Annotated in this window: 25 protein-coding genes; 11 read left to right on the top strand and 14 right to left on the bottom strand. The window is 72.1% G+C overall.

The genetic code is table 11. From position 1 onward, the window contains the following. Positions 1 to 539: 539 nt before the first annotated feature. Both ACIQOU_RS34135 and ACIQOU_RS34140 read right to left on the bottom strand, forming a co-directional pair. Complete coding sequence (locus ACIQOU_RS34135) at positions 540 to 1,367, bottom strand: Fpg/Nei family DNA glycosylase (RefSeq protein ID WP_401543621.1); 828 nt, start codon at positions 1,365 to 1,367, stop codon at positions 540 to 542. Positions 1,368 to 1,663: 296 nt separating this feature from the next. After that, complete coding sequence (locus ACIQOU_RS34140) at positions 1,664 to 6,424, bottom strand: ATP-dependent helicase (protein ID WP_401543624.1); 4,761 nt, start codon at positions 6,422 to 6,424, stop codon at positions 1,664 to 1,666. Between the two features lie 81 nt (positions 6,425 to 6,505). On the opposite strand from ACIQOU_RS34140, the gene ACIQOU_RS34145 reads away from it, so the two are divergent. The 4 genes from ACIQOU_RS34145 to ACIQOU_RS34160 are packed head-to-tail and all read left to right on the top strand — an operon-like array spanning position 6,506 to position 8,679. Further along, positions 6,506 to 7,345, top strand: a complete 840-nt coding sequence (locus ACIQOU_RS34145; RefSeq protein ID WP_401543627.1) for an AraC family transcriptional regulator — start codon at positions 6,506 to 6,508, stop codon at positions 7,343 to 7,345. A 22-nt stretch (positions 7,346 to 7,367) separates the two neighbouring features. Continuing rightward, entirely contained in the window at positions 7,368 to 8,129 is a 762-nt protein-coding gene (locus ACIQOU_RS34150) for an AzlC family ABC transporter permease (RefSeq protein ID WP_401543630.1), read from the top strand. A 5-nt stretch (positions 8,130 to 8,134) separates the two neighbouring features. Further along, positions 8,135 to 8,374 carry a hypothetical protein gene (locus ACIQOU_RS34155; protein ID WP_401543632.1) on the top strand — a complete coding sequence of 80 codons (240 nt, stop codon included), beginning with the start codon at positions 8,135 to 8,137 and terminating at the stop codon, positions 8,372 to 8,374. Next, positions 8,371 to 8,679: an AzlD domain-containing protein gene (locus ACIQOU_RS34160; RefSeq protein WP_401543635.1), complete on the top strand. Its 309-nt coding sequence runs from the start codon at positions 8,371 to 8,373 to the stop codon at positions 8,677 to 8,679. Before ACIQOU_RS34155 ends, ACIQOU_RS34160 begins: the two co-directional genes overlap by 4 nt. A 2-nt stretch (positions 8,680 to 8,681) precedes the next feature. On the opposite strand, the gene ACIQOU_RS34165 is transcribed toward ACIQOU_RS34160, so the two are convergent. Beyond that, on the bottom strand, positions 8,682 to 9,626 hold the full coding sequence (locus ACIQOU_RS34165; protein WP_401543638.1) for a hypothetical protein: 945 nt from the start codon (positions 9,624 to 9,626) through the stop codon (positions 8,682 to 8,684). A gap of 81 nt (positions 9,627 to 9,707) precedes the next feature. Between ACIQOU_RS34165 and ACIQOU_RS34170 the strand changes: the two genes are divergently transcribed. The 4 genes from ACIQOU_RS34170 (at position 9,708) to recX (ending at position 14,245) form a co-directional block, all read left to right on the top strand. Next, positions 9,708 to 9,902, top strand: a complete 195-nt coding sequence (locus ACIQOU_RS34170; protein ID WP_401543641.1) for a DUF3046 domain-containing protein — start codon at positions 9,708 to 9,710, stop codon at positions 9,900 to 9,902. Between the two features lie 60 nt (positions 9,903 to 9,962). After that, positions 9,963 to 11,252: an AI-2E family transporter gene (locus ACIQOU_RS34175; protein ID WP_401543644.1), complete on the top strand. Its 1,290-nt coding sequence runs from the start codon at positions 9,963 to 9,965 to the stop codon at positions 11,250 to 11,252. Positions 11,253 to 12,227: 975 nt separating this feature from the next. Continuing rightward, the gene (recA, locus tag ACIQOU_RS34180; RefSeq protein ID WP_401543647.1) at positions 12,228 to 13,352 is read left to right on the top strand and encodes a recombinase RecA; all 1,125 of its coding nucleotides are present in this window, start codon (positions 12,228 to 12,230) and stop codon (positions 13,350 to 13,352) included. Positions 13,353 to 13,357: 5 nt separating this feature from the next. Then, the gene (gene recX, locus ACIQOU_RS34185; protein ID WP_401543650.1) at positions 13,358 to 14,245 is read left to right on the top strand and encodes a recombination regulator RecX; all 888 of its coding nucleotides are present in this window, start codon (positions 13,358 to 13,360) and stop codon (positions 14,243 to 14,245) included. Between the two features lie 270 nt (positions 14,246 to 14,515). Here the strand turns inward: recX and ACIQOU_RS34190 are convergent, their stop codons facing one another. The 8 genes from ACIQOU_RS34190 to ACIQOU_RS34225 all read right to left on the bottom strand — a co-directional run bounded on the left by ACIQOU_RS34190 (position 14,516) and on the right by ACIQOU_RS34225 (position 21,005). After that, complete coding sequence (locus ACIQOU_RS34190) at positions 14,516 to 14,920, bottom strand: rhodanese-like domain-containing protein (protein ID WP_401543653.1); 405 nt, start codon at positions 14,918 to 14,920, stop codon at positions 14,516 to 14,518. After that, positions 14,917 to 15,459, bottom strand: a complete 543-nt coding sequence (locus tag ACIQOU_RS34195; RefSeq protein ID WP_401543656.1) for a cysteine dioxygenase — start codon at positions 15,457 to 15,459, stop codon at positions 14,917 to 14,919. Before ACIQOU_RS34195 ends, ACIQOU_RS34190 begins: the two co-directional genes overlap by 4 nt. A gap of 80 nt (positions 15,460 to 15,539) precedes the next feature. Then, the gene (locus ACIQOU_RS34200) at positions 15,540 to 15,653 is read right to left on the bottom strand and encodes a putative leader peptide (protein WP_401543865.1); all 114 of its coding nucleotides are present in this window, start codon (positions 15,651 to 15,653) and stop codon (positions 15,540 to 15,542) included. 54 nt (positions 15,654 to 15,707) lie between these two features. Further along, positions 15,708 to 17,312 carry an FAD-dependent monooxygenase gene (locus ACIQOU_RS34205; RefSeq protein ID WP_401543659.1) on the bottom strand — a complete coding sequence of 535 codons (1,605 nt, stop codon included), beginning with the start codon at positions 17,310 to 17,312 and terminating at the stop codon, positions 15,708 to 15,710. A 234-nt stretch (positions 17,313 to 17,546) separates the two neighbouring features. Next, positions 17,547 to 18,449 (bottom strand): amino acid ABC transporter permease, encoded by a 903-nt coding sequence (locus ACIQOU_RS34210; protein WP_401543662.1) that lies wholly within the window; start codon positions 18,447 to 18,449, stop codon positions 17,547 to 17,549. Then, complete coding sequence (locus ACIQOU_RS34215) at positions 18,446 to 19,111, bottom strand: amino acid ABC transporter permease (RefSeq protein WP_401543665.1); 666 nt, start codon at positions 19,109 to 19,111, stop codon at positions 18,446 to 18,448. Before ACIQOU_RS34215 ends, ACIQOU_RS34210 begins: the two co-directional genes overlap by 4 nt. 84 nt (positions 19,112 to 19,195) lie before the next feature. Further along, complete coding sequence (locus ACIQOU_RS34220; RefSeq protein ID WP_401543667.1) at positions 19,196 to 20,026, bottom strand: glutamate ABC transporter substrate-binding protein; 831 nt, start codon at positions 20,024 to 20,026, stop codon at positions 19,196 to 19,198. A 202-nt stretch (positions 20,027 to 20,228) separates the two neighbouring features. After that, positions 20,229 to 21,005: an amino acid ABC transporter ATP-binding protein gene (locus ACIQOU_RS34225; protein ID WP_401543670.1), complete on the bottom strand. Its 777-nt coding sequence runs from the start codon at positions 21,003 to 21,005 to the stop codon at positions 20,229 to 20,231. 294 nt (positions 21,006 to 21,299) lie between these two features. Here ACIQOU_RS34225 and ACIQOU_RS34230 point away from each other — a divergent pair, with 294 nt between their 5' ends. Together ACIQOU_RS34230 and ACIQOU_RS34235 are read left to right on the top strand one after the other, a co-directional pair. After that, entirely contained in the window at positions 21,300 to 21,986 is a 687-nt protein-coding gene (locus ACIQOU_RS34230) for a response regulator transcription factor (protein ID WP_401543673.1), read from the top strand. Positions 21,987 to 21,996: 10 nt separating this feature from the next. After that, positions 21,997 to 23,400 carry a sensor histidine kinase gene (locus ACIQOU_RS34235; protein WP_401543676.1) on the top strand — a complete coding sequence of 468 codons (1,404 nt, stop codon included), beginning with the start codon at positions 21,997 to 21,999 and terminating at the stop codon, positions 23,398 to 23,400. A 17-nt stretch (positions 23,401 to 23,417) separates the two neighbouring features. Here the strand turns inward: ACIQOU_RS34235 and ACIQOU_RS34240 are convergent, their stop codons facing one another. Further along, positions 23,418 to 24,419, bottom strand: a complete 1,002-nt coding sequence (locus tag ACIQOU_RS34240) for a TAXI family TRAP transporter solute-binding subunit (RefSeq protein ID WP_401543679.1) — start codon at positions 24,417 to 24,419, stop codon at positions 23,418 to 23,420. Between the two features lie 85 nt (positions 24,420 to 24,504). Here ACIQOU_RS34240 and ACIQOU_RS34245 point away from each other — a divergent pair, with 85 nt between their 5' ends. Then, positions 24,505 to 24,909 carry a MazG nucleotide pyrophosphohydrolase domain-containing protein gene (locus ACIQOU_RS34245; protein WP_401543681.1) on the top strand — a complete coding sequence of 135 codons (405 nt, stop codon included), beginning with the start codon at positions 24,505 to 24,507 and terminating at the stop codon, positions 24,907 to 24,909. Positions 24,910 to 24,975: 66 nt separating this feature from the next. Here ACIQOU_RS34245 and ACIQOU_RS34250 read toward each other — a convergent pair whose 3' ends face one another. Together ACIQOU_RS34250 and ACIQOU_RS34255 are read right to left on the bottom strand one after the other, a co-directional pair. Then, positions 24,976 to 26,196: a cation:proton antiporter gene (locus ACIQOU_RS34250; protein WP_401543684.1), complete on the bottom strand. Its 1,221-nt coding sequence runs from the start codon at positions 26,194 to 26,196 to the stop codon at positions 24,976 to 24,978. Between the two features lie 4 nt (positions 26,197 to 26,200). Further along, positions 26,201 to 26,686 (bottom strand): cation:proton antiporter regulatory subunit, encoded by a 486-nt coding sequence (locus ACIQOU_RS34255; protein WP_401543687.1) that lies wholly within the window; start codon positions 26,684 to 26,686, stop codon positions 26,201 to 26,203. Between the last annotated feature and the right edge of the window lie 98 nt (positions 26,687 to 26,784).

Consider the following 26,784-nt stretch of genomic DNA (forward strand, 5'->3'; position numbering starts at 1 on the left):
GGTGGCCGGACCTCTCATCAGCGTCTCCGACGACACCTCACGAGCCCGGTGACACCACCCCCCAGGTCATGCCTTCGACAGGGGGACACAGTCATGCCGGGCCCGGAGGCCAGCGGCCCTCTTGCAGGACCGCGAAAAACATAACGGGGGGGGGTGCTGACTCGGCCGGACGGGGGCGGGTGGGACGTGGTCGTCTTGGTTCGCCGCCGTGTGTGGGGCGCCCCATGCGGCGTTGTGGTTGGCGCGGTGGATCGTGGCGTCGGCCTGGGTGAGCGGCGTGGCGGGGGGCGTTCGATGCTGCCGGTGGCCCGGTGGCCCGGTGGCCCGGTGGCCCGGTGGCCCGGTGGCCCGGTGGCCCGGTGGCCCGGTGGCCCGGTGGCCCGGTGGTGCGGTGGTGCGGTGGTGCGGTGGTGCGGTGGTGCGGTGGTGCGGTGGTGCGGTGGTGCGGTGGTGCGGTGGTGCGGTGGTGCGGTGGTGCGGTCGCGGGGGCGGGTGCCTGGTGGGTTGTGCGCCGGGGGGTATGGGGGTTCTGGCGGGCGTCAGTTGGTTGGGTGGCGTGGGGTTTCGGGGTGGGGTGGTGTCGGGCCGCTTTGGCAGGTCGGGCACCAGTAGGTGGGGCGTTCGCGGGAGCCGTCGCCCTGGTCAGCCACGCGGATGGACGTGCCGCAGCGCAGGCAGGGGCGTGGGGCGCGGCCGTACACGAACAGGTCCTGGCCGCGCCTGCCTGTCGTGCTGCGGACCGGGCGGTCGCGGTTGGCCACCAGGAGGCGTCGGGCGAGCGCGGGGAGTTTCGCGACGCGGTCGGCGGGGAGAGCGCCGATCGGGAGCCAGGGCGTGGCGCCGAGGAGGAAACACAGCTCGCTCTTGTAGACGTTGCCGATGCCGGCCAGGTTGCGCTGGTCCAGGAGGGCTTCGCCGAGGGAGCGGGCGGGGTCGGTCAGCAGGTTCGCCAGTGCCTGGTCGGGGTTCCAGTCTGGGCCGAGGAGGTCGGGGCCGAGGTGGCCTACGGCACGTTCCTCGTCGGCGGTGCGGAGGAGGTCGAGGACGGGGAGGCGGTAGCCGACGGCTGTGCGGTCGGCGGTGCCGAGGATCACGCGGATCTGGTGGGCGGGGCCGCCGGTCCAGCGCCGGCCGTTCTCGAAGACCTTCCAGGCGCCGTCCATCCGTAGGTGGGTGTGGAGGGTGAGGCCGCCCTCGATGCGGGTCAGCAGGTGTTTGCCGCGCGGGGTGACGTTCAGGACGGTGCGGCCGGTGAGGTCGGCTGTCGCGTGGGCGGGGACTCGGAAGTCTGTGCGGGTCAGCACCTTTCCCGCTAGGGCGGTGTGCAGGCGGGTTGCTGTCTGCCAGACGGTGTCTCCTTCGGGCATGGGGTAAGGGTGGCACGGGTGGGTGTGGGGGTGGGGGTGGACGGGGGTGCGGAGGGTGGGGCTCTGAGGGTGGGTGCGGCGTCGTGGGGGTTGGTCGCGCAGTTCCTCGCGCCCCTGGGTGGGTGGGGGTTGTGGGATGGTGCCGGGCCGTCGTGGCTGGTCGCGTAGTTCCCCGCGCCCCTTGGCCTGGGTTGGCTGGACGTTTGTTGGCGGGAGACCTGCGTTTCTCAAGATGGGGTGTCGGGTGCGGCGCCTTCGTGGCTGGTCGCGCAGTTCCTCGCGCCCCTGGGGGGCGGTCAGGGTCTGAGGCGTAGGCCTCGGGGGGTGGCTATGAAGCCCTTGCCTTCGAGGAGGGCGCCTAGGGGGGAGGTCAGGGCTGAGGTGCCGTTGACGCGTTCCACGGTGACCGTGCCCAGGGAGCCCGCGCGGGCTGCCGTTGCCAGGGCTTCGGCGGCCGGGGTGAGGCGGGGGTCGTCGGTGGCGGTGGCGTCCGGGGTGGTGGGCCAGGCCAGCAGGGTCTTGCCGCCGCGTTCCATGTAGAGGGTCAGTTCGCCGTCGACCAGGACGACCAGGGAGCCCGCTTTGCGGCCCGGCTTGTGGGTGGCGCCGTCCGGGGGCTCGGGCCAGGGAAGGGCGGCGCCGTACGCGTTCGCCGGGTCGGCGGCGGCCAGGACGACGGCCGTGGAGTCGGGAGTGGGGCGGGCGGCGTAAGGGGCGGCGGGCGGGAACGTGAAGTCGGTGACCGGGTCGGGCGGCATGAAGTCGTCCATGGGCGGGCGTGGAGGCGCGGACTCGCCCCGGTCGCGGGCGTTGGCTGCCGCGCGGAGGCGGTCCACCGCGCCGTCCATCGCGAACTGGGCCGCGCCGAGGCCCTCCACGACGTAGCCGCGACGGGCCTGGCCGCTGTCCTCGAACGCGGACAGGACACGGTACGTCGCTGAGAAACCGCCCTCGACGCCCTCGGCGGCGACGGCACCCCGGGTGACCACGCCGTGCCGGTCGAGGAGGGTCCGGGCCAGGGCGTGGGCGCGGACGGTCGGGTCGGTCTCGCGGGCCGGGAGCAGCGACCAGCGGCCGGCGACGGTGGGCGGGCCGCCCCGGGAGACCGGGCGGGCGGCGCCGGTGAGGGAGCCGTACCGGCCGCGCGGGACGTTCCGTTTCGCGCGGTGAGCGGTGGAGCCGGCGGTGCGGCCCGAGCCGAGGAGGGCGCGCATCGGGGCCAGCGTGTCGTTGGTGAGGCGTCCGGACCAGGCCAGGTCCCAGACGGCGTCGGCGAGTTGGGGGTCGGTGGCGTCCGGGTGGGTGGTGGCGCGGACCTGGTCGGCGATCTGGCGGAAGAACAGGCCGTAGCCCCCGGCGAGGGCGTCCAGGACGGACTGGTGCAGTGCCGTCAACTCCAAGGGGTGCGGCGGGGGCAGGAGCAGTGGGGCGGCGTCGGCCAGGTAGAGGGAGATCCAGCCGTCCTTGCCGGGCAGCGAGCCCGCGCCGGCCCACACCACCTCTCCGGCCGCCGTCAGTTCGTCGAGCATCGCCTGGTGGTAGCCGGTCACGCGGGACGGCAGGACCAGCTTCTCCAGGGCCGACGCGGGCACGGACGCGCCCTGGAGCTGTTCGAGGGCGCGGACCAGGCCGTCGAGTCCGCGCAGGGTGTGCCCCTTGCCGATGTGCTGCCACTGGGGCAGGAACTGGGCGAGCGCGGGCGGCTCCACCGGTTCCAGTTCGTGCCGCAGCGCGGCCAGGGAACGGCGGCGCAGCCTGCGCAGCACGCTCGCGTCGCACCATTCCTGGCCGATGCCGGCCGGATGGAACTCGCCCTGCACGATCCGCCCCGCCGCCGTCAGCCGCTGGAGGGCGCCCTCGGTGACCGCCGTGCCCAGGCCGAGCCGGGCCGCCGCAGTGGCCGACGTGAACGGGCCGTGGGTGCGCGCGTACCGGGCGAGGAGGTCGCCGAGCGGGTCCTTGACCGGCTCCGTGAAGGCCTCCGGCACGCCGACCGGGAGCGCCGTGCCGAGGGCGTCGCGCAGCCGGCCCGCGTCCTCGATCGCCGCCCAGTGATCGGCGCCGCCGATGCGGACCCGGATGGCCCGCCGGGCCGACGCCAGCCCCCGGGCCCACGCCGGTTCGGCGCCCCGCTCGGCCAACTCGGCGTCGGTGAGCGGCCCGAGCAGACGCAGCCGGTCCGCGACGCCCTCGGCATCCTTGACGCGCCGGTCCTCGGTGAGCCACTGAAGCTCGCGTTCCAGCTCGGTCAGGACGTCGGCGTCGAGCAGTTCGCGCAGCTCCGCCCGGCCCAGCAGCTCGGCGAGGAGGTGGGAGTCGAGGGAGAGGGCGGCGGCCCTGCGCTCGGCGAGCGGCGAATCGCCCTCGTACAGGAACTGGGCGACGTACCCGAACAGCAGGGAACGCGCGAACGGCGACGGCTCCTGGGTCGTCACCTCGACCAGACGCACCGTGCGGGATTCGAGGTCGCCCATCAGCTCGACGAGCCCCGGGACGTCGAAGACGTCCTGGAGACACTCGCGGACCGCCTCAAGGACGATCGGGAACGACCCGAACTCGCTGGCCACCTGGAGGAGTTGCGAGGCCCGCTGGCGCTGCTGCCACAGTGGCGTGCGTTTGCCGGGGCTGCGGCGCGGCAGCAGCAGGGCCCGCGCGGCGCACTCCCGGAACCGGGACGCGAACAGGGCCGAGCCGCCGACCTGTTCGGTGACGATCTGATCGACGTCGCCCTTGTCGAAGACGACGTCCTGCGCACCGACCGGAGCCTCGTCGGAGTCCGACGCCGAGAACGCAGCCGTCGGCGCCGACGGTTCCCGGTCGAGGAGGTCCAGGCTCATCAGGTCGGCGTCCGGCAGCCGCAGCACGATGCCGTCGTCGGCGTGCATCACCTGGGCGTCCATGCCGTACCGCTCGGCGAGCCGGGCCCCCAGCGCGAGCGCCCAGGGGGCGTGCACCTGGGCGCCGAACGGGGAGTGCACGACCACCCGCCAGTCGCCCAGCTCGTCCCGGAACCGCTCGACGACGATCGTCCGGTCGTCCGGCACATGGCCGCACGCCTCGCGCTGTTCGGTCAGGTACGACAGGACGTTCCCGGCGGCCCAGGCGTCCAGGCCCGCCGCCGTGAGCCGCAGCCGGGCGTCCTCCTCGGACAGCGAGCCGACCTCGCGCAGGAACGCGCCCACCGCGCGGCCCAGCTCCAGCGGGCGGCCCAGCTGATCGCCCTTCCAGAAGGGCAGCCGCCCCGGCACACCCGGCGCGGGGGAGACCAGGACGCGGTCGCGCGTGATGTCCTCGATGCGCCAGGAACTGGTGCCGAGGGTGAAGACGTCGCCGATGCGCGACTCGTAGACCATCTCCTCGTCCAGCTCGCCGACCCGCCCGCCGCCCTTCTTGGGGTCGGCGCCGGCCAGGAAGACGCCGAAGAGGCCGCGATCGGGGATCGTGCCCCCGGAGGTGACCGCGAGGCGCTGTGCGCCCGGGCGTCCGGTGACCGTGCCCGCCACCCGGTCCCACACCACGCGCGGGCGCAGCTCGGCAAACGCGTCGGACGGATAGCGGCCCGCCAACATGTCCAGCACCGCCGTGAACGCCGACTCCGGCAACGACGCGAAGGGCGCCGCGCGGCGGACCGTGGTCAGCAGGTCGTCGACCTGCCAGGTGTCCAGCGCCACCATCGCGACCAGCTGCTGGGCCAGCACGTCCAGCGGATTGGCGGGCACCCGCAGGGACTCGATGGAACCGGTACGCATGCGCTCGGTGACCACGGCCGCCTGGACCAGGTCGCCCCGGTACTTCGGGAAGACCACGCCCGTGGAGACCGCCCCCACCTGGTGGCCCGCGCGCCCGACCCGCTGGAGCCCGGAGGCGACCGAGGGCGGCGACTCGACCTGGACCACCAGGTCCACGGCGCCCATGTCGATGCCCAGCTCCAGGCTGGAGGTGGCGACCACGGCGGGCAGCCGGCCGGCCTTGAGGTCCTCCTCGACCAGCGCGCGCTGCTCCTTGGAGACCGAGCCGTGGTGGGCGCGCGCGATGACCGGCGGCGCGCCCTGGGCGGCGCCGGAGCCGCCCATCAGCTCGGCGGGGGAGTGGTGCTCGGGGAGGGGCTCGCCGGTGGCGCGCTCGTACGCGATCTCGTTAAGCCGGTTGCACAGGCGCTCGGCGAGGCGGCGGGAGTTCGCGAACACGATCGTGGAGCGGTGCGCCTGGACCAGGTCGGCGATGCGCTCCTCGACGTGCGGCCAGATCGACGGACGTTCCGCCGCGCCCGAGTCGTCGGTGCTGTCGGTGGCGGGGGAGCCGCCCAGCTCACCCAGATCCTCCACCGGGACGACCACGGAGAGGTCGAACTCCTTGCCCGACGCGGGCTGGACGATCTCCACCCGGCCCCGGGGAGCGAGGTACCGGGCCACCTCGTCGACAGGCCGGACGGTCGCCGAGAGGCCGATGCGGCGGGCCGGCTTCGGCAGCAGCTCGTCCAGGCGCTCCAGGGAGAGCGCCAGATGGGCGCCGCGCTTGGTGCCGGCCACCGCGTGCACCTCGTCCAGGATCACCGTCTCGATGCCGGTCAGCGCGTCACGGGTCGCCGACGTCAGCATCAGGAACAGGGACTCCGGCGTGGTGATCAGGATGTCCGGCGGGCGGGTGGACAGGGCGCGGCGCTCGGCGGCCGGGGTGTCGCCTGAGCGGATGCCCACGGTCACCTCGGGCTCGGGCAGGCCCAGGCGCACGGACTCCTGGCGGATGCCGGTGAGCGGGCTGCGGAGGTTGCGCTCCACGTCCACCGCGAGGGCCTTGAGCGGGGAGACGTACAGGACCCGGCAGCGCTTCCTCGGGTCGGCGGGCGGGGGCGTGGAGGCCAGCTGGTCCAGGGCGGCGAGGAAGGCGGCGAGGGTCTTGCCGGACCCGGTGGGGGCCACGACCAGGACGTCCGAGCCCCGCCGGATGGCCTGCCAGGCGCCGGACTGGGCCGCGGTGGGCGCGGAGAAGGCACCCGTGAACCAGCCACGGGTGGCGGGGGAGAAGCCCGGCAGGGGCTCGGATGCGGCGCTGACCATGCGTCCATCCTGCACCCGACCACTGACAACGGCGCTGACCTGCGGGTTCGGTGTCTGCCGGGGCCGGCGGAGAATGGACGTATGGCTGGATCTCGTGAGGTGGCTCGGCACTGGCGGTACATCGACCTGCCCGGGGTCGATCTGCTGCGGGCCCGGTACGTGCGCAAGACGTTCGTACGGCACACGCACGAGAACTTCGTCATCGCCGCGATCGCCGAGGGCGTCGAGGTCTTCCACCACGGCAGCGCCGAACAGCACGCGGGCGCCGGCGGGCTCGCCCTGGTCAACCCCGACACCCCGCACACCGGACGGGCGGGGGTGCCCGAAGGCTGGCGGTACGGGGCCGTCTACCCGTCGCCCGAGGTGGTGGCCGAGATAGCGGCCGAGACGACGTCGATACGGGGCACCCCCGGTTTCGTCGAGCCGGTGATCGACGACCCGTACTCCGTGGCCCTCGTGCACCGGGTGCTGCGGGCCACCGACGAGGGCGACGCGCTGGCCGCCGACACCCTGCTGAGGGTGGCGGTGACCCGGTTGCTGCGGGTGAACGGCGGAGTGCTGCCACGCCGGGAGGTGCGCAGCGCGGGCGCCCTGACCGCCGCTCGGGCCCGCGCGGTACTGGAGGAACGGATGGCCGAGCCGCCCACTCTGGAGAGGCTCGCCAGGGAACTGGGGACGAGCCCGTTCGCGTTGCTGCGCGCGTTCCGGGACACCTATGGGCTGCCGCCGCACACCTGGCTCACGGACGCGCGCGTGAAGCGCGCCAGACGGCTGCTGGACGTAGGCGTGTCACCCGCTGAGGCCGCCCTCACCGTCGGCTTCGTCGACCAGCCGCACCTCTACCGGCATTTCAGCCGGATCGTGGGTGTCCCGCCGGGCGCTTACCGGCGCGAGCGCAAGAACATACAAGACGGGGTCTGACCGTCGCCCCTAACGTCCAGGTGTGAACGAACAGACAGCTGTGAGGGACGTGGGGGAGCAGAAGACGGACCGAGCCGTCGTCCGCGACGCCCTCGGTGTCGGAGTGGCGGTGGGCCTGTCCGGCTTCGCCTTCGGGGTGACGTCGGCCGGTGCCGGGCTCACCGTGGCGCAGACGTGCGCCTTGAGCCTGCTGGTGTTCACCGGGGCGTCCCAGTTCGCCCTGGTGGGAGCGCTGGCCGCCGGCGGGAATCCGTTCACGGCCGCTGCGGGGGCGTTCTTCCTGGGCGCGCGGAACGCCTTCTACGGGCTGCGGCTGTCGCAGTTGCTCGCCCTCCCGCGCGCGGTGCGGCCGTTCGCCGCCCAGTGGGTGATCGACGAGACGACCGTCGTCGCCCTGGCGCAGCCCACGCGGCGTGCCACCCGGATCGCCTTCACCGTCACCGGAGCGACGCTCTATGTGCTGTGGAACCTGACCACCCTGCTGGGCGCGCTCGGAGCCGAGGCCGTCGGGGACACCCGGACGTGGGGGCTCGACGCGGCCGGACCCGCCGTCTTCCTTGCGCTGCTCGCGCCGATGCTGCGGACCACCACTGAGCGCGTCGTCGCCGGGATCGCCGTCGTGCTCGGCCTCGGGCTGCTGCCCGTGCTGCCCGCCGGTGTACCTGTCCTGGTGGCCTCCCTGGCCGCCCCCGCCGTCCTGTGGGCCGAGGGCCGGCGCAGAACAACCCCGCCCGCCGACAAGGACGCCGACAAAGACAGCCACATAGAAGGGGCGTCGAGGTGATGGGCTTGACCGGCGACAAGGGGAAGACCGCGCGGATGAGCGTCTTGAACGGCGACAAGGAGGAGGCCGTTCGGGTGAGCGCCCAGATCGTCGGTAAAGAAGAGGCCGCGCGGGTCAACGTCTTGAACGGCGACATAAACGGCGGCATAGGGGAGGCCGTTCGGGTGAGCGTCCGGATCGTCGGCAAAGAAGAGGCTGTTCGGGCGGCTGTCCGGAACGGTGACAAAGAAAGGGCGGCGCGATGAACGTCTGGATCGCCATCGGGGCCACCGCCCTCGGGTGCTATCTCGTCAAGCTCGCCGGGCTGCTGGTGCCCGCCGGTGCCCTGGAACGGCCGTCGGTGAAGCGGCTGGCCGCGCTGCTGCCGGTCGCGCTGCTGGCGGCGCTCACCGCGCAGCAGACGTTCGCCGACGGGCACGCCCTCACGGTCGACGCGCGGGCCGTCGGGCTGGCGGCCGCCGCCGTGGCGCTGCTGCTGCGGGCGCCGTTCCTGGTGGTCGTGGGCGCGGCCGTGGTCGTGACCGCCGGAGTGCGGGCCCTGACGGGCTGAGGTCAGCCGATGGCGCGGCCGTGGGCGCGGAGCGTGCCCAGCGCCTCGATCGTCACCATGGGACGCGCTTCCAGGGCGGTGCCCGGCGCCCAGGAGCGCCAGCGGATCGGCCAGCCGCCGTCGTCCTGCTGGGCGGCCGCGAGGAAGTCCAGGGAACGGCTCATCTCCTCGTCGGTGAACCACGCGCGCGCGAGCGAACCCGGCGTCCGCGCATAGTCGTGCGGGAAGTGGTGCTCGCCCGGGGCATAGCCGGGGGCGACCGGGAAGGCGTCCGGACGGTCCGGATCAAGGACGGCGAGCCGGTGTTCGCGCACCAGCCGGCCCAGCCGGTCGGCGGTGGCCTCCGCGCGCGGGCGGTCGGGAGCGGAGTCCAGGAAGGCCACCGCGGCCTCGATCTCGTACGGGTGGGATGTCTTCAGGGTGTCGATCGCCTGCCAGCAGAAGTCCGTGGCCCGGAACAGCCAGGCGTGCCAGACTTCGTTGCGGTGCAGCAGGCCCACCACCGGGCCGGTGGCGAGGAGTTCGCTCGGCGGGTTGTCCACGACCGGCAGGAACGGCGCCGTCGGATAGCCGCGCTGGCTGGGGTGGATCGCCGGAAGCGCGCCGTCCGCCGTGGAGACCGACGTGAGGTAACGGCACACCCGCTCCGCCCGCTGGCCGCCGCAGCGCCCGATGGAGTCCAGGACGCGCAGCGCGTGCCCGGTGTGCAGCGGCTGGCTGACCGGACCGCGCAGATCCGGTTCGAGGGCGTGCCCGTACCCGCCGTCCTCGTTGCGGTAGGCGTTCAGCGCGGTCTCCACCGGGTCGACGTCGCCGTTGAGGAAGTGATGCGCGAAGCGGCGCTGCTCCAGCACGCGCGCGGTGAGCCACACGAAGTGCTCGGCGCGGAAGAGCGGGGAGCCCGCCGGGGGCATGGTCGGCAGGGGGGAAGCACCTGTGGGGGACATGCGTCAGACCGTAGGGCGGAAAGCGGTACCCATGCCCGGTACCGGCTCCGGGCCCACTCTCAGGAGCGGGATACTGGAGGCATGCGGTTGACGGTCTTCTGGCAGCGGATGGCGGAACACTTCGGTCCGGGGTACGCCGACACCTTCGCGCGCGATCACGTGATGACGGAGCTGGGCGGACGCACGGTGCAGGAGGCGCTGGACTCCGGCTGGGACGCCAAGGACGTGTGGCGTGTGGTCTGCACGGTGATGAACGTTCCGGGGGAGAGCCGCTGAACCGGCACGAAGTCCGGGGGGCCGGGGCCGATTGTCAGTGGCGTGGGCGAGACTTGCTCCGTGGCACCCACTGACGAGACCGGGCAGCTCGCCCCGCACGCAGCCCCGTCCGGCCCGACACCGCCCGAGCGGGCCCCGGCCGACGGGGCCGCCACCGCGCGCATGCCCCGTTGGCTGCCGCGCGCGTTGGTCCTCGCGCTCTCCCTCTACGCCGTCTTCCAGCTGGGCAGTTGGGCCTTCCACCAGCTCACCGGCCTGCTGATCAACATCCTCATAGCCTTCTTCCTGGCCCTCGCCGTCGAGCCCGCGGTGAGCTGGATGGCCTCGCGGGGGCTGCGCCGGGGACTCGCCACCGCCCTCGTCTCCCTCGCCGTGATCGTGGGCACGGCCGGGTTCATCACCCTGCTCGGCTCGATGCTCGCGGGTCAGATCATCAAGATCGTCGAGGATTTCCCCGAGTACCTCGACTCCGTCATCCACTGGATCAACATCCACTTCCACACCGAGCTGCGGCGGGTGGACGTCCAGGAGGGGCTGCTGCGCTCCGACTGGCTGCGCACCTATGTGCAGAACAGCGCCACCGGTGTCCTCGACGTCTCCGCGCAGGTGCTCGGCGGCCTCTTCCAGATGCTGACGGTCGCCCTGTTCTCGTTCTACTTCGCCGCGGACGGCCCGCGCCTGCGCCGCACGATCTGCTCCGTGCTGCCGCCCGTGCGACAGGCCGAGGTGCTGCGTGCCTGGGAGATCGCCGTCAACAAGACCGGCGGCTACATCTACTCGCGCGGTCTGATGGCGCTCATCTCCGGGATCGCGCACTACATCCTGCTGGAGGCCCTGGGCGTGCCCTACGCGCCCGTGCTCGCGGTGTGGGTGGGGCTGGTCTCGCAGTTCATCCCGACCATCGGCACGTATCTCGCGGGCGCGCTGCCGATGCTGATCGCCTTCACCGTGGCGCCCTGGTACGCGCTGTGGGTGCTGATCTTCGTCGTGGTCTACCAGCAGTTCGAGAACTACATGCTTCAGCCCAAGCTGACCGCGCGGACCGTCGACATCCACCCCGCCGTCGCCTTCGGCTCGGTCATCGTCGGCACCGCGCTCCTCGGCGCCGTCGGCGCGCTGATCGCCATCCCGGCGGTCGCCACCCTCCAGGCGTTCCTGGGCGCGTACGTGAAGCGCTACGCGGTCACCGACGACCCCCGAGTCCACGGCCACCGACGAGGCGGAGGCCGCCTACCGACACCCCGCCTCGCCACGCGCGCGTGGTGGCAGGGAGAACGCCGGGGCGCGAGAGCTGGGGGTGCGGGGGCTGGGGGCTCAGGGGAACCGGGTGCGTCGGGGGAGCCGTCGTAGCAGGGGAGTCGGGCGGCGCCGAGCCTCGGGGCACGCGGGGTTGCGGCGGGGGCTGTACTTGGGAGTCCGCCCCCGGCATTGCGGGCGACGTGCTCCCTGGGCCGTGTGCGCCGGATACGGCCCAGCCTTGTCCAGGGGAGCCGTGGAACACAGGACGGGGCAACGGAGGGATGCTTTTTAAGGGGCGGGGCGGCCGGATTCGAACCGACGTCCTCCGAGATGATGTCGCGGCGCATTACCTCTGTGCTACGACCCCGCCTCGCTGATGATCGTATCCCCCTGCCCGTGGCGGTGGACAGGGAATAGACCGTGGCCTGCTGCCACGGACGTTCCGGCGGCTGGTGCTCTCGGTGACAGCAAGGAGTGCTGGTGCGGAGGCTGTTGTGCTGTGACATGGCCAAGTCCCCTTCCTCGTCGAGAGTGTTGGATGGGCGGTGTCGGAAGGTGCGGTGGCGCGCGCCTTGTTGGAGGAGCGGTGAGACAGCGAGGCGCGCGGCGGACGCGGTAGCGAGGGAGTCGTGCCGGACGGCCGTTCGGCTCCTCGCGTGGTCCACTGCGGGGCGTCGGCTGCGGAAGGCCGTTCGGCCTTGAGAGGGGCCGGAGCCTCCGTCGGGCATCGGGCCGCCGCCCCCCCGTGCAGCGCCGACCGACAGTCCGCCCCGCTACCGCGCCGCCAGTCGGCCTCGGTGAAGCCGCTGCTGTGCCTCCGTGAAGCCGCTGCTGTGTCCCTGCGAAGAACTACCGAAGTGCCGCGTGGTGCGCTTGACACGAAAATCGAACATCCATTCTGATGGAAGCTCCGGCGAGATTCTCGACAGGGATTCCAACAGCGGGTTCCAGGGGGATTTCAACCCGTTTCGATGGAGATGCACCCAAGTTATCCACAGGTCGGACGGGCGTCGGGACGCATTGTCAGTGGCAGGCGTTAGCGTCTTTGACGTGAAGCGATCGACTCAAGCAAATCGGGTGGAACCCATGGCAGGAACCGACCGCGAGAAGGCGCTGGACGCCGCACTCGCACAGATTGAACGGCAGTTCGGCAAGGGCGCGGTGATGCGCCTCGGCGAGCGGCCGAACGAACCCATCGAGGTCATCCCCACCGGATCGACCGCACTGGACGTCGCCCTCGGCGTCGGCGGTCTGCCGCGCGGCCGCGTGGTGGAGGTCTATGGCCCGGAGTCCTCCGGCAAGACGACCCTGACCCTGCACGCCGTGGCGAACGCGCAGAAGGCCGGTGGCCAGGTCGCGTTCGTGGACGCGGAGCACGCTCTCGACCCCGAGTACGCCAAGAAGCTCGGCGTCGACATCGACAACCTGATCCTCTCCCAGCCGGACAACGGCGAGCAGGCCCTGGAGATCGTGGACATGCTGGTCCGCTCCGGCGCCCTCGACCTCATCGTCATCGACTCCGTCGCGGCGCTCGTCCCGCGCGCGGAGATCGAGGGCGAGATGGGCGACAGCCACGTCGGCCTCCAGGCCCGTCTGATGAGCCAGGCGCTGCGGAAGATCACCAGCGCGCTCAACCAGTCCAAGACCACCGCGATCTTCATCAACCAGCTCCGCGAGAAGATCGGCGTGATGTTCGGCTCCCCGGAGACCACGACCGGTGGCCGGGCGCTGAAGTTCTACGCCTCGGTGCGGCTCGACATCCGGCGCATCGAGACCCTGAAGGACGGCACCGACGCGGTCGGCAACCGCACTCGCGTCAAGGTCGTCAAGAACAAGGTCGCGCCGCCCTTCAAGCAGGCCGAGTTCGACATCCTCTACGGCCAGGGCATCAGCCGCGAGGGCGGCCTGATCGACATGGGCGTGGAGAACGGCTTCGTCCGCAAGGCCGGAGCCTGGTACACGTACGAGGGCGACCAGCTCGGCCAGGGCAAGGAGAACGCGCGTAACTTCCTGAAGGACAACCCCGACCTGGCCAACGAGATCGAGAAGAAGATCAAGGAGAAGCTGGGCGTCGGCGTACGTCCCGAGCAGCCGACCGCCGAGCCGGGTGCCGACGCCGCCGTCTCCACCGGTGCCGCTGACGACGCGAAGGTGCCCGCCCCCGCCGCGGCCAAGGCGACGAAGGCCAAGACCCCGGCCGCCAAGAGCTGATCCGTGTGACACGGCGAACCGACTGGGCCGAGTACGAGTACGCCCACCCGGAACCTCCGCGCGAGCGGGGCCGGGCGGGCGGCGGACAGCGGGATCTTGCCGGGCCGGACGACGGCGACAGAGGCGACAGCGGCGCCGGCTACGGGCGTCACGGGGGCGCGGAACCGTACGGGCAGTTCAGCGACGGGGAGCCGTACGCGGACACGGGGGCCGGGTACGGCACGGACGACGGGCACGGGGGCCCGGCGGACGGCGGCCCCGGAGGCCGCCCGCGTCGAGCGGGTCGCGGTTCCCGTGGGCGCGGACAGCGGCGTCGCGGTGAACCGTCCGGCGCGGACGGCGACTTCACCACCTCGCCGAGAAGCGAGCGGGCCGAGCGGGCGGAGGCACCGGCGGACCCGGTGGAGCGGGCCCGGGCGATCTGCCTGCGCCTGCTCACCGGGACCCCACGCACCCGCAAGCAACTCGCGGACGCCTTGCGCAAGCGGGAGATCCCGGACGACGCCGCCGAGGAGGTGCTGTCACGGTTCGAGGAGGTCGGGCTGATCAACGACGGTGCGTTCGCGGACGCCTGGGTGGAGTCCCGGCACCATGGCCGGGGGCTGGCCCGGCGGGCGCTCGTCCAGGAACTGCGGACCAAGGGCGTCGAGTCCACCCTGATCGACGAGGCCGTCTCCCAGCTCGACTCCGAGCAGGAAGAGACGACCGCGCGAGAGCTGGTCGCCCGCAAGCTCCGCTCCACCCGGGGCCTCGACCGCGACAAACGACTGCGCCGCCTCGCCGGCATGCTCGCCCGCAAGGGCTACCCCCAGGGCCTGGCCCTCCGGGTGGTCCGACAGGCACTGGAAGAGGAGGGCGAGGAGGCGGACTTCCTCGACGGGGAAGGGTTCTGAAACGGGGGAGGGGAAGAGGGAGAGGGCGAGGGGGGAGGAGAGGAAGGGGCAAGGGGGGGCACAGGATGAGCGGGGCGCGTTCCCTGACGCCGTTCTCGTCCTCAACGGCCGCCGCCTGCCTAAGCGGACGCCGCTTGCCTAAGTCGAGGCCCAACGCCCTGAACGGAGGCTGCCGACCTGAGTGGATGCCACCCGCCCAAGCCGAGGCCAACGCCCTGAGCGAATGTCACTGTCCGAGCGGACGCCCTCACCCCGAGCGCCCCCGCCCGCCTAAGCAGCCGTGACCGGCAACCCCGACCTCCGCCACTCCTGGAACCCTCCGGTCAGGTCCGTCGCCCGGTGGAGGCCCAGTTGGTGGAGGGAGGACGCGGCCAGGCTCGACGCGTAGCCCTCGTTGCAGATCACCACGATCCGCAGGTCGTGGCCGGTGGCCTCGGGGACGCGGTGGCTGCCCCGGGGGTCGAGGCGCCACTCCAGTTCGTTGCGCTCGATGACGAGGGCGCCGGGGATGAGGCCGTCGCGGTCGCGCAGGGCGGCGTAGCGGATGTCGACCAGGAGGGCATCGCCCGCGGCGGCCGCCTCCGCCGCCTCGGGCGGGGAGACGCGGGTGTACGTGGCGCGGACCCGGTCCAGCAACTCGTCTATGCCGGGCGGCTGTTCGTCGGTGGTGGTCACTGCCAGTCCTCCGGGCGTTCGACGTGCTCCAGGCGCAGCACCGGGCCGGTGCGGCTGTAGCGGCGGATCTGCGGGAGCGGCGGGTAGTAGGCGTGGACGGAGACCGCGTGCCGGTCGGTGGACTCGTTGAGGACCTCGTGGACGTGGTGGCGGCCGAAGGAGCGGCCCTCGCCCGCCGGGAGCCGGCGTTCGCGGTCGACGCCGTCGTCCAGCTCCAGCGTCTTCCAGCCGTCGGCCGGCAGGCGCGCGGCGAGGGAGTGCTCCTTCAGCTCACCGGCCGCCGTCAGGAAGGCGCCGACGGACTCCGCGTGGTCGTGCCAGCCGGTGCCGGTGCCGGGCGGCCAGCCGATCAGCCACGCCTCGCTGCCGCCGGGGCCCTCCAGACGCACCCAGGTGCGGCCCTCGGGGTCGAGCGGGAGGGAGGCGATCAACTCGGCGTCGGCGGCGCTGCGCCGGACGAAGTCGAGCAGTTCGGCCTGGGTGGGGGGAGCGGCGACGCGCGCCGAGGGCACCGAGGGCACCGAGGGGATGACAGACATGGGGAACCGTCCAGTGAGCGTTCGCGGACAGCGCGCGACAGCAACGAGGCGGCGCGCTGAGGGGAGAAGAAGACGCGAGGTCAGCAGGACGGGCGACACACGCAGCCCGCATAGCGGACGAGGTCCATATGGACCCTCCGCCACAGGCGCACACAGGTGTCGGTCACGATCCGGAGTGAACCACGCGGGCCCACCCCGGTCAACTCACCGTCACTATGTGGACCGCACAGTGACGGTGGGTGCGGAGGTCAGCGCGAACCGGCCGTGGCCTCCGCCTCCTCGCGGGCCTCGGCCGGGCCGCCGAGGGTGGCTTCGGCGGCCGCGTACAGGTCGGCCGGGCGGACGCCGTTGAACGCCGTGACGAGATGGCCGTCGGGGCGGATCAGCAGAACGGTGTGGGCGGCGGCGCCCGGGTACTCCTCGGCGACCAGCAGCTCGGCGGGGTGCGGCAGCGCGGCCACGGCGGCGGCCAGCCGGGGCATGACCCCGGCTGTCACCCAGTGCTTGCGGTCCCACACCCCGGTGCCCGGCGCGATCAGCACCACCAGCAGCGCCCCGCGCCCGAGCCGGTCCCGCAGCCCGACGAACGAGCCGTCCTCCGCCGTCACCCGCACCTCCTCGACGGGCTCGCCCGCCGGGGTGTCGACCGGCACCTCGCCCTCCAGGTGCCGGGGTGCGAGCGGCGAGTCGGCGTAGCCGCCGGGGGCGCCGAGCGCGCCGTAGCCGAGGTGACCGTCGGTGAGCAGCGCGTCGTGGCCACGGGCCGAGCCGGGGACGTAGGAGCGCAGCCCGCCGCCCCCGCGCAGCAGCGGCAGGGCCTGGTCGGCGGCGCGCAGCCGGGCGGCGACCACGGAGCGTCGTTCCTCCTGGTAGCTGTCGAGGAGCGCCTCGTGCGGGCCGTGGTGCCAGGCCAGCGCCAGTTTCCAGGCGAGGTTGTCGGCGTCCCTGAGCCCCTCGTCGAGCCCCTGGGTGCCGAGGGCGCCGAGCAGATGCGCCGCGTCCCCGGCGAGGAACACCCGCCCGACCCGCCAGCGCCGGGCGAGCCGGTGGTGGACGGTGTGCACGCCGGTGTCGAGGAGGTCGTACGGCGGGGTCGAGCCGCCGGTCCAGCCGGCCAGGGTCTCGCGGACGCGGGTCAGCAGCAGTTCGGGGGTGACCAGGTCCTTGCCGGGCGGCAGCAGCCAGTCCAGGCGCCACACGCCGTCCGGCAGCGGGCGTCCGGTGACCTCACCGGCCGACGGGCCCGCCGTCCGCCACGGCGGCACGCGGTGCAGCAACGCCCGCTCGGGCCACGGCAGTTCGGTGCGCAGGGCGGCGACGGCGTGCCGTTCCACCGCGGTGCGGCCCGGGAAGCGGATGTCCTGGAGCTTGCGGACCGTGGAGCGAGGGCCGTCGCAGCCGACCAGGTAACTGCCGCGCCACCAGGTGCCGTCCGGGCCACGGGTGTGGGCGGTGACGCCGGAGGGCTCCTGCTCGACGGAGTCGAGACGGCTGTCCGGCGCGATCGTGACCAGCTCCTCGCCCGCCAGCGCCTGGCGCAGGGCGCTGGTCAGCACGTGCTGGGCGAGATGGAACGGGGCGGGTTCGTCGTCGAAGGTGATCTCCCGCATCACCTGCTTGCGCCGCAGCGACCGCCATCCGGCCCAGTGCGTGCCCCGCGCGGCGAGGGGGACGCCGCTGAGACGTTCCAGCAGGGCGGCGGTGTCCTCGCGCAGGACGACCGTGCGCGCGGGGCGTCGCTCCTCCGCGCCGGTGCCCTCGTCGAGCACGACGGACGGCACCTCCTGGCGGGCCAGGGCCAGGGCCAGGGTCAGTCCGACGGGCCCCGCCCCGACGATGATCACCGGGTCCACGGCGCGGCGCCCCCTGCCCGGGGCGGTGTCCTGACGGACGTGGGTGAACAGGAAGTTGGAGCAGGGTGCACGATCACAGAACGTATGCAACCCACTGCCGGTTCCCGCGTCAAGCGACGCTCTTCGGCCGGTGCGCCGGACCGCGCCACCTGGAGATGTGTCGGGTGAGGCGGCTGATGGCGAAGGGGACGACAGAGCCCTCTGTCGTCCCCTTTCCGTAGCGATGCCGGTGGCTCAGAGCACGGGGGCGCCCCCGGCGCCGGTGCCCGCCGTCTCGCCGACCGACGCGACGTTCGGGCTGAGTACCGTGCCCGAGGACCTCTTGCGGCTGCGCAGGCGCCGTTCCAGCCAGCCCGCGAAGCTCGTCAGGCTGAAGTTGAGCGCCAGGAAGATCACCGCGACGACCGTGAAGCTGGCGATCGTGTTCGCGCCGTAGTAGCCGCTCATCGTGTTCGCCGAGGCGAGCAGCTCGGGGAAGGTCATGACGGCGCCGCCGAGCGCGGTGTCCTTCACGATGACGACGAGTTGGCTGACGATGACCGGGAGCATCGCCGTGACCGCCTGCGGGAGCAGGATCGACGTCATGGTCTGGGTCTTGCGCAGGCCGATCGCGTGCGCCGCCTCCGTCTGGCCCTTGGGCAGGCTCAGGATGCCCGCGCGGACGATCTCCGCGAGGACCGACGCGTTGTAGAGGACCAGGCCGGTGACGACCGCGTACAGCGGCCGTTCGTCCGAACCGACCGTGCTGTAGGCCGAGTACAGGGCCTGGGCGAAGATCATCAGGATCAGCACCGGGATGGCCCGGAAGAACTCGATGACCACGCCCACCGGCACCCTGACCCACCGGTGGTCCGAGAGCCGCGCTATGCCGAGCACCGCGCCCAGCGGCAGCGCGATCAGCATCGACAGGGCCGCCGCGGTCAGCGTGTTCTGGAGACCCGGCAGGATGTACGTCGTCCAGGCCTCGGTGCCGACGAAGAACGGCTTCCACTTCTCCCAGTCCAGCTGGCCCTTGTCGGAGAGGGCGCCGAACACCCACCACACGACGGCCGCGGCGACGATCAGGAAGCCGATGGTGAGCAGGACGTTGCGCTGTTTGGCGCGGGGGCCCTGGGCGTCGTAGAGAACGGAGCTCATCGCTTCACCGCCACCTTCTTGCCGACCCAGCCGAAGACCAGACCGGTCGGCATCGTCAGGCACACGAATCCGAACGCGAAGACCGAGGAGATCAGGATGAACTGGGCCTCGTTCTCGATCATTCCCTTCATCAGGGTCGCCGCCTCCCCGACCCCGATCGCCGCCGCCACCGTGGTGTTCTTGGTGAGCGCGATGAGGACGTTGGTCAGCGGGCCGACGACGGCACGGAACGCCTGCGGCAGCACCACGAGGAACAGCACCTGCGTGAAGCCGAGGCCGAGCGCGCGAGCGGCCTCGGCCTGGCCGACCGGGACCGTGTTGATGCCGGAGCGCAGCGCCTCGCACACGAAGGCGGCGGTGTAGGCGACCAGACCCAGCACGGCGAGCCGGAAGTTGATCGTGTCGAAGTCCTGCGCGCCGAAGGACACGCCGAGCGTCTGGTTCAGGCCCAGTGACGTGAACAGGATGATCACGGTCAGCGGGATGTTCCGCACGATGTTGACGTAGGCGGTGGCGAAGCCACGCATCAGGGGCACCGGGCCGACCCGCATCGCGGTCAGCAGGATTCCCCACACCAGGGAGCCGACGGCGGAGAGCAGGGTGAGCTGCACCGTCCCCCAGAAGGCTCCCAGCAGGTCGTAACCTTCAAGAAAGTCGAACACGTTTTCCCACATTCCACGTGGCGATCCGGTCGCACCCGGGCGGTGCCGCCCACCGGGATGGACGGCACCGCGGTCGGGCCCTGGTCAGCTCTTGATGTCGCCGATCTTCGGCGCGGGGTCGTACTTGTAGTCCGCGGGGCCGAAGTTCTTCTTCACGGCCGTCTCCCAGGAACCGTCGGAGACCATGGACTCCAGGGCCTTGTTGATCTTGGCCTTGAGGGCGCTGCCCTTCTTGACGCCGATGCCGTAGTTCTCGTTCGTCATCTTCAGACCGGCGAGCTTGAACTTGCCCTTGAACTGCGCCTGCGAGGCGTACCCGGCGAGGATCGAGTCGTCGGTGGTCAGCGCCTCGATGGCGCCGTTCTGGAGACCGGTGAGGCAGGCCGAGTAGGTCGGGTACTTCTGGAGGTTGGCCTTGGGGGCCAGCTTCTCCTTGAGGTTCTGCGCCGAGGTCGAGCCGGTCACCGAACACAGCTTCTTGCCGTTGAGGTCCGAGGCCGACTTGATCGAGTTGTCACCGGCGGCGACCAGGACGTCCTGGTGGGCGAGCAGGTACGGGCCGGCGAAGTCGACCTTCTCCTCGCGCTCCGGGGTGATCGAGTAGGAGGCGGCGATGAACTCCACGTCACCGCGTTGCAGCATCGTCTCGCGGTCCTGGCTCTTCGACTCTTTCCAGTCGATCTGGTCGGCGCTGTAGCCGAGCTTCTTGGCGACGTACGTGGCCACGTCCACGTCGAAGCCGGAGTAGCCCTGCGGGGTCTTCTGGCCGATGCCGGGCTGGTCGAACTTGATGCCGATGGCGATCTTCTTGCTCGACCCGCTGCCCGAGTCCTTGTCGCTCGAACCGCAGGCGGTGGCGGCGACGGACAGGGCGAGCACGGCGGCCGAGGCGGCGGTGACCTTGCGGAGCTTCATGATGGTGAACTTCCCTTGGCTGAAGGAGCGCTGAAGGAGCGATGACGGCCGGACCCGGCACCGGATCGGCGTGCGGGATCGGCGGGATCGGCGAATCGGCGGGGCGCCGGGATCGACGCGACCGTCGGACCGGCGCGATCCGGGGACCGACAGGCCCCCGGGGTCGGACAGGGCCGAGGACCGGACCGGACCGGACCTCGGATCAGTGGTGCAGGATCTTCGACAGGAAGTCCTTGGCCCGGTCGCTGCGCGGGTTGTTGAAGAACTGCTCGGGCGTGGCCTCCTCGACGATCCGGCCGTCGGCCATGAAGACCACCCGGTTCGCCGCCGACCGCGCGAAGCCCATCTCGTGGGTGACGACGATCATGGTCATGCCGTCCCGGGCCAGCTGCTGCATGACCTCCAGGACCTCGTTGATCATCTCGGGGTCGAGCGCCGAGGTCGGCTCGTCGAAGAGCATCACCTTCGGGTCCATGGCCAGCGCCCGCGCGATGGCCACCCGCTGCTGCTGGCCGCCGGAGAGCTGCGCCGGGTACTTGTCGGCCTGCGAGCCCACCCCCACCCGGTCCAGCAGCGCCCGCGCCTTCTCCTCGGCCTTCTTCTTCTCCGCCTTGCGGACCTTGAGCTGGCCCAGCATCACGTTCTCCAGCACGGTCTTGTGCGAGAAGAGGTTGAAGGACTGGAAGACCATCCCGACATCGGCCCGCAGCCGCGCCAGCTCCTTGCCCTCCTGGGGCAGCGGCTTGCCGTCGATCGTGATGGTGCCGGCGTCGATCGTCTCCAGCCGGTTGATGGTGCGGCAGAGCGTCGACTTTCCGGACCCGGAGGGCCCGATCACGACGACGACCTCACCGCGGGTGATCGTCAGCTCGATGTCCTGGAGCACGTGCAACGCGCCGAAGTGCTTGTTGACGCCCTTCAGGACGACCAGGTCGCCGGTCGAGGCCACCTCTTCCTTGGCCACCGATACTTCGGTCATGGCGATCAGGCTCCCGTCCTCCTCGGTTTCGGAGGACAGTAATGACAAGGCAATGCGACCGTCATCACATCTGAGGGAGATCTGAGCATCACGATCCGGTAGCGACCGGACACAAGTCGTAGCACCGGCCCGACCGTCTCGTATCGGGCGCATAACGGAAGTGCCACGCAACCGGAACGCACTTGACGGCGTCCTCGTCCATCAGCGTGACTGCCCTGGTGCACGCGCGCGTACGTGGCTTGTTCACATCTACACATCTCAGTTCGTACGGCCGATGAACCGAAGGGGGCCCCGGTGAGGCTGTTGCTCGTCGAGGACGACAACCATGTCGCCGCCGCACTGTCCGCCGTCCTGGCCCGGCACGGATTCGACGTCACCCACGCGCGCAGCGGCGAGGAGGCGCTGCGGGCGCTGATACCCGAGGGCGAGGGCTTCGGCGTCGTCCTGCTCGACCTGGGCCTGCCCGACCAGGACGGCTACGAGGTGTGCGGCAAGATCCGCAAACGCACCAGCACCCCGGTGATCATGGTCACCGCGCGCGCGGACGTCCGCTCCCGCATCCACGGCCTCAACCTCGGCGCCGACGACTACGTCGTGAAGCCCTACGACACCGGCGAACTCCTCGCCCGTATCCACGCCGTGAGCCGGCGCACCGTCCCCGAGGAGGCGCCCGGCGCCGAGTCCACCGCGCTGCGCCTCGGCCCGGTCCTCATCGAGCTGCCCACCCGGCAGGTCAGCGTGGACGCGACGGTGGTGCAGCTGACCCGCAAGGAGTTCGACCTGCTGGCCCTGCTCGCGCAGCGGCCCGGGGTGGTCTTCCGCCGGGAGCAGATCATCAGCGAGGTCTGGCGCACCAGCTGGGAGGGGACCGGGCGCACCCTGGAGGTGCATGTCGCGTCCCTGCGCGCCAAGCTGCGGATGCCCGCGCTGATCGAGACCGTGCGCGGGGTCGGCTACCGGCTCGTCGCCCCGGCCGCCTAGCGGGTCGGGAGTGCGTACCCGGCTGCTGCCGCTGCTCATCGTCCTGCTCGCGGCCGTCCTGCTGGCCCTGGGCGTCCCGCTCGCCGTCAGCGTGGCCGCCGCCGAGCAGCAGCGGGTGGTCGTCGACCGGATCGACGACACCGCGCGGTTCGCGGCCCTCGCCCAGTTCGTCACCGACGCCTGCGGCACCGCCCGGGCCGACGCCGACGAACGCCTGGAGACCCTCAGCTCCGAACTGGCCAGCTACTACGGCGTGTACGGCATCCGGGCCGGGGTCTTCTGCCGCAGCGAGACGCCGATGGCCAGCGCGCCCACCGAGTGGCGGCTGCCGGCCGAGGGCGAGATGCGGGACGCGTTCGCCGAGGCGCTGCTCAGCCGCCGCAGCCACGACCCCGCCCAGGTGTGGCCCTGGCAGCGGCACCGGCTGGTCGTCGCGTCGCCGGTGATCCGGGACGGCGACGTCGTCGCGGTCGTCGTCACCGACTCGCCGACCGGGCCGATGCGCTCCCGGGTGCTGCACGGCTGGCTGGTGATCGGGGCGGGCGAGAGCGCGGCGATGCTGCTGGCGGTGGGGGCCGCGCTGCGGCTGACGGGGTGGGTGCTGCGGCCCGTGCGGGTGCTGGACGCCACCACCCACGACATCGCCACCGGACGCCTGAAGTCCCGCGTCGCGGCCGCCGGCGGCCCCCCGGAACTCCGGCGCCTGGCACGGTCGTTCAACGAGATGGCGGACAACGTCGAGGACGTCCTGGAACAGCAGCGCGCCTTCGTCGCCGACGCCTCCCACCAGTTGCGCAACCCGCTGGCCGCGCTGCTGCTGCGGATCGAGCTGCTCGCGCTCGAACTGCCCGAGGGCAACGAGGAGATCGCCTCCGTGCGCACCGAGGGCAAGCGGCTCGCGTCCGTCCTCGACGACCTGCTCGACCTCGCCCTCGCCGAGCACGCCGAGGCCGACCTGCGGATCACCGACATCGGGGCGCTGACCGCCGAGCGGGTCGCCGCGTGGACGCCGACCGCCGACGCCAAGGGCGTCCACCTGGTCGGCGACTGCCCGCCGGTCACCGCCTGGGCCGACCCGGTCACCCTCTCCAGCGCCCTGGACGCGGTGATCGACAACGCCGTCAAGTTCACGCCCGAGGACGAGACCGTCGAGGTGAGCGTCGCGGCCGACGGCACCACCACGACCGTCGTCGTCACCGACCGGGGGCCCGGACTGACCGACGACGAGCTGACCCGCGTCGGCGACCGCTTCTGGCGCAGCGCCCACCACCAGAACATCAACGGCTCAGGGCTCGGCCTCTCCATCTCCCGCACCCTGCTGGCGGCGGGCGGCGGCACCATCGCCTACGCCCACCACACGCCGCACGGGCTGCGCGTGACGGTGACGGTGCCGCGCTCGGCGCCGACGAGCTGAACGCCGTTGCGCGCCTTCTAGGGCTTCATGGAGCGGTAGTAGCGGCGGGCGCCCTCCTGGAGGGGCAGCGGGTCCGTGTAGATCGCCGTGCGCAGGTCGACGAGTTGCGCGGAGTGGACGGTCGCGCCGATGCGGTCGCGGCTGTCGATGACCGTGCGGGTGACCCACTCGGTCAGGCGCGGGTCGACGTCGGTGCGGGTCATCAGGAGGTTGGAGACCGCGATGGTCGGCACGGCGGTGCCGTTCTGGAGCCCCGGATACGCCGACTCCGGCATGTTGGTGGCCCGGTAGTAGCGGGTCGCGCCGCCCTGCGCGTGCAACTTCGCCACCAGCGCGGTGTCGATCGGCAGGAACCGGAACGCGAACGTCGACGCGAGCTTCTGCAACCCCTGGGTGGGCAGCCCGCCGGACCAGAAGAACGCGTCGATCCCGTGCTCCCGGAGCTGCTCGGGCCCGGTGTCGATGCCGTAGGAGCGCGAGCTGACGTCCTTCTCGGGGTCGAGCCCGGCCGCCTTCAGGACGCGGTCCGCTATCAGCCGCACCCCGGAGCCGGGCGGCCCCGTCGACACCCGTCGGCCGCGCAGATCCGCGACCGACTTCACCGGTGAGTCGCGCGGCACGACCAGTTGCACATAGTCGTCGTAGAGCCGGGCCACCCCGCGCAGCCGGGTCGCGCCCGGATTGTCGTCGCTCAGGTCGTACGTCTCGACGGCGTCGGCGGCCGCGATGGTGAAGTCGGCCTGCCCGGTGGCCACCCGCCGCACGTTCTCCTGCGACCCGGCACTCGTCAGCAGCCGCACGTCCAAGCCCGGCATGTCCTCGTGGAACTCGTGCTGGAGCAGCTTCCCGTACTGCTGATACACCCCCGCCCTGGTCCCCGTGCTGAACGTGACCGTCCCGCTCGGCGGCTCCTCGCCCAGCGGCAGCAGCCACCACAGCAGCAGCCCGACGACGACGAAACCGGCGGCCGCTCCCAAGAGGGCCGGGCGGCGGCCGAGCCGGGGGAAGAACAGGGACATGCGGGCGATCCTGCCAGCCGGTGTGCGGTGCTGACCAGGGCTGCCCGGGACCCGACTGTCAGAGGCGGTCGATAGAGTCGCCGTCATGAGTGCCTCGCCCGCCGACCTGGTCCGTGCCTTCCATCTCGCCGTCGGTCTCGACGCCCGCACCACGCCCACCGAGATCCCCGAGCAACTCGCCGCGCACCGCGGGGAGTTGCTGCGCGAGGAGGCCGCCGAGGTGGCCGAGGTGTCCGTCACGGGCCCCCTCGACAGACTCGCGCACGAGCTGGCCGACGTCGTCTACGTCGCCTACGGCACGGCCCTGGTGCACGGCATCGACCTGGACGCGGTGATCGCGGAGATCCACCGCTCGAACATGACCAAGCTCGGGCCCGACGGCAGGATCGCCCGCCGCGAGGACGGCAAGGTCCTCAAGGGCGAGCACTACGAGGCGCCCGACATCACGGCCGTACTGCGCCGCCAGGGCTGGCGACCGGACGGCGCCTGAACACGGGGGCAGGCCCACGGCGGCTCCCCTCCAGGGCGTGCCGTGGGCCCGCGTGACCGATGGGTCTCAGTCGCCCACCGGAACCTCCTCCGCCTCCGCCTGCTGCCGCTCGACCGGCTTCCCACGGGCCGCGAGCCGGTCGGTGACGAACCGCGCCACCGGCTCGGTGTACCGCGCGGTGAGCGGGCCGAGGATGACCAGGATGAGGACGTACGCGGTGGCCAGCGGGCCCAGGCTCGGTTCGATCCCGGCGCTGACCGCGAGCCCCGCGATGACGATGGAGAACTCCCCGCGCGCCACCAGCGCGCCGCCCGTCCGCCACCGGCCCTTGGCGGAGATGCCCGCCCGCCGGGCCGCCCAGTACCCGGTCGCGATCTTCGTGCCCGCCGTCAGCAGGGCCAGCGCCAGCGCGGTCACCAGCACCGGCGGAATGCTCGCCGGATCGGTGTGCAGGCCGAAGAAGACGAAGAACACCGCCGCGAACAGGTCGCGCAACGGACTCAGCAGCGTGTGCGCGCCCTCCGCGACCTCACCCGACAGCGCGATGCCGACCAGGAACGCGCCGACCGCCGCCGACACCTGGAGCTGCTGGGCCACGCCCGCGACCAGGATCGTCAGCCCCAGCACGACCAGCAGCAGCTTCTCCGGGTCGTCGCTGGAGACGAACCGCGAGATGACCCGCCCGTAGCGCACCGCCACGAACAGCACCAGACCGGCCGCGCCCAGCGCGATCGCCAGCGTCAGACTCCCCGCCAGCAGCCCGGCGCCCGCCACCAGCGCGGTCACGATCGGCAGGTACACCGCCATCGCGAGGTCCTCAAGGACCAGCACGCTGAGGATCACCGGGGTCTCCCGGTTGCCGACCCGGCCCAGGTCGCCGAGGACCTTGGCGATCACCCCGGACGACGAGATCCAGGTGACACCGGCCAGCACGACGGCCGCCACCGGCCCCCAGCCCATCAGCAGGGCGATGCCCGCGCCCGGCAGCGCGTTGAGCGCCATGTCGACCAGACCGGCCGGGTAGTGCGACTTGAGGTTGGTGACCAGGTCACCGGCCGTGTACTCCAGGCCGAGCATGAGCAGCAGCAGGATGACGCCGATCTCGGCGCCGGTCGCGACGAACTCCTCGCTCGCGCCGAGCGGCAGCAGACCGCCCTCGCCGAAGGCCAGACCGGCCAGCAGATAGAGCGGGATGGGGGAGAGGCTGAACCGCGCCGCCACCCGCCCCAGCAGGCCGAGCGCCAGCAGGATGGAACCGAACTCGATCAGCAGGACCGCGGAGTGCACGTGATCACTCCCGGCCCAGTATCGCCGCGGCGGCGTCCACGCCTTCACGGGTGCCGACGACGATCAGGATGTCACCGCCCGCCAGCCGGAAGTCCGGGGTCGGCGAGGGGATCGCCTCCGCACGGCGCAGCACCGCGACCACCGAGGCCCCGGTGTCGGTGCGCAATCGGGTGTCCCCGAGCACCCGGCCGTTGAACCGGGAGGCGGCCGCCACCTCGATCCGCTCGGCCACCAGGCCCAGGTCGGAGGTGTAGAGCAGGCTCGCGCTGTGGTGCGACGGCTTCAGCGCGTCGATCAGCGCACCCGCCTCCGAACCGGACAGCCGCAGTGAGTGCGCGCACGAGTCGGGATCGTCGTTGCGGTACATGTTCACCGTCCGGGCACCGTCCCGGTGGGCCACCACGGACAGATGGCGCTGGTCCTTGGTCACCAGGTCGTACTGGACCCCGATGCCCGGCAACGGCGTCGCCCGCAGGCGTGGCGCAGACACGTTTCTCCCCTTTGTCCTTGCGGCTCTCTCAGCGTGGATCGGCGGACCGTGCGGCGCCCGGGCCGTGGCCGGGGAGTGATCACGGTCGACCCTCTGCA

It is taken from the genome of Streptomyces sp. NPDC091279, assembly GCF_044757465.1.
GTDB lineage: Bacteria > Actinomycetota > Actinomycetes > Streptomycetales > Streptomycetaceae > Streptomyces.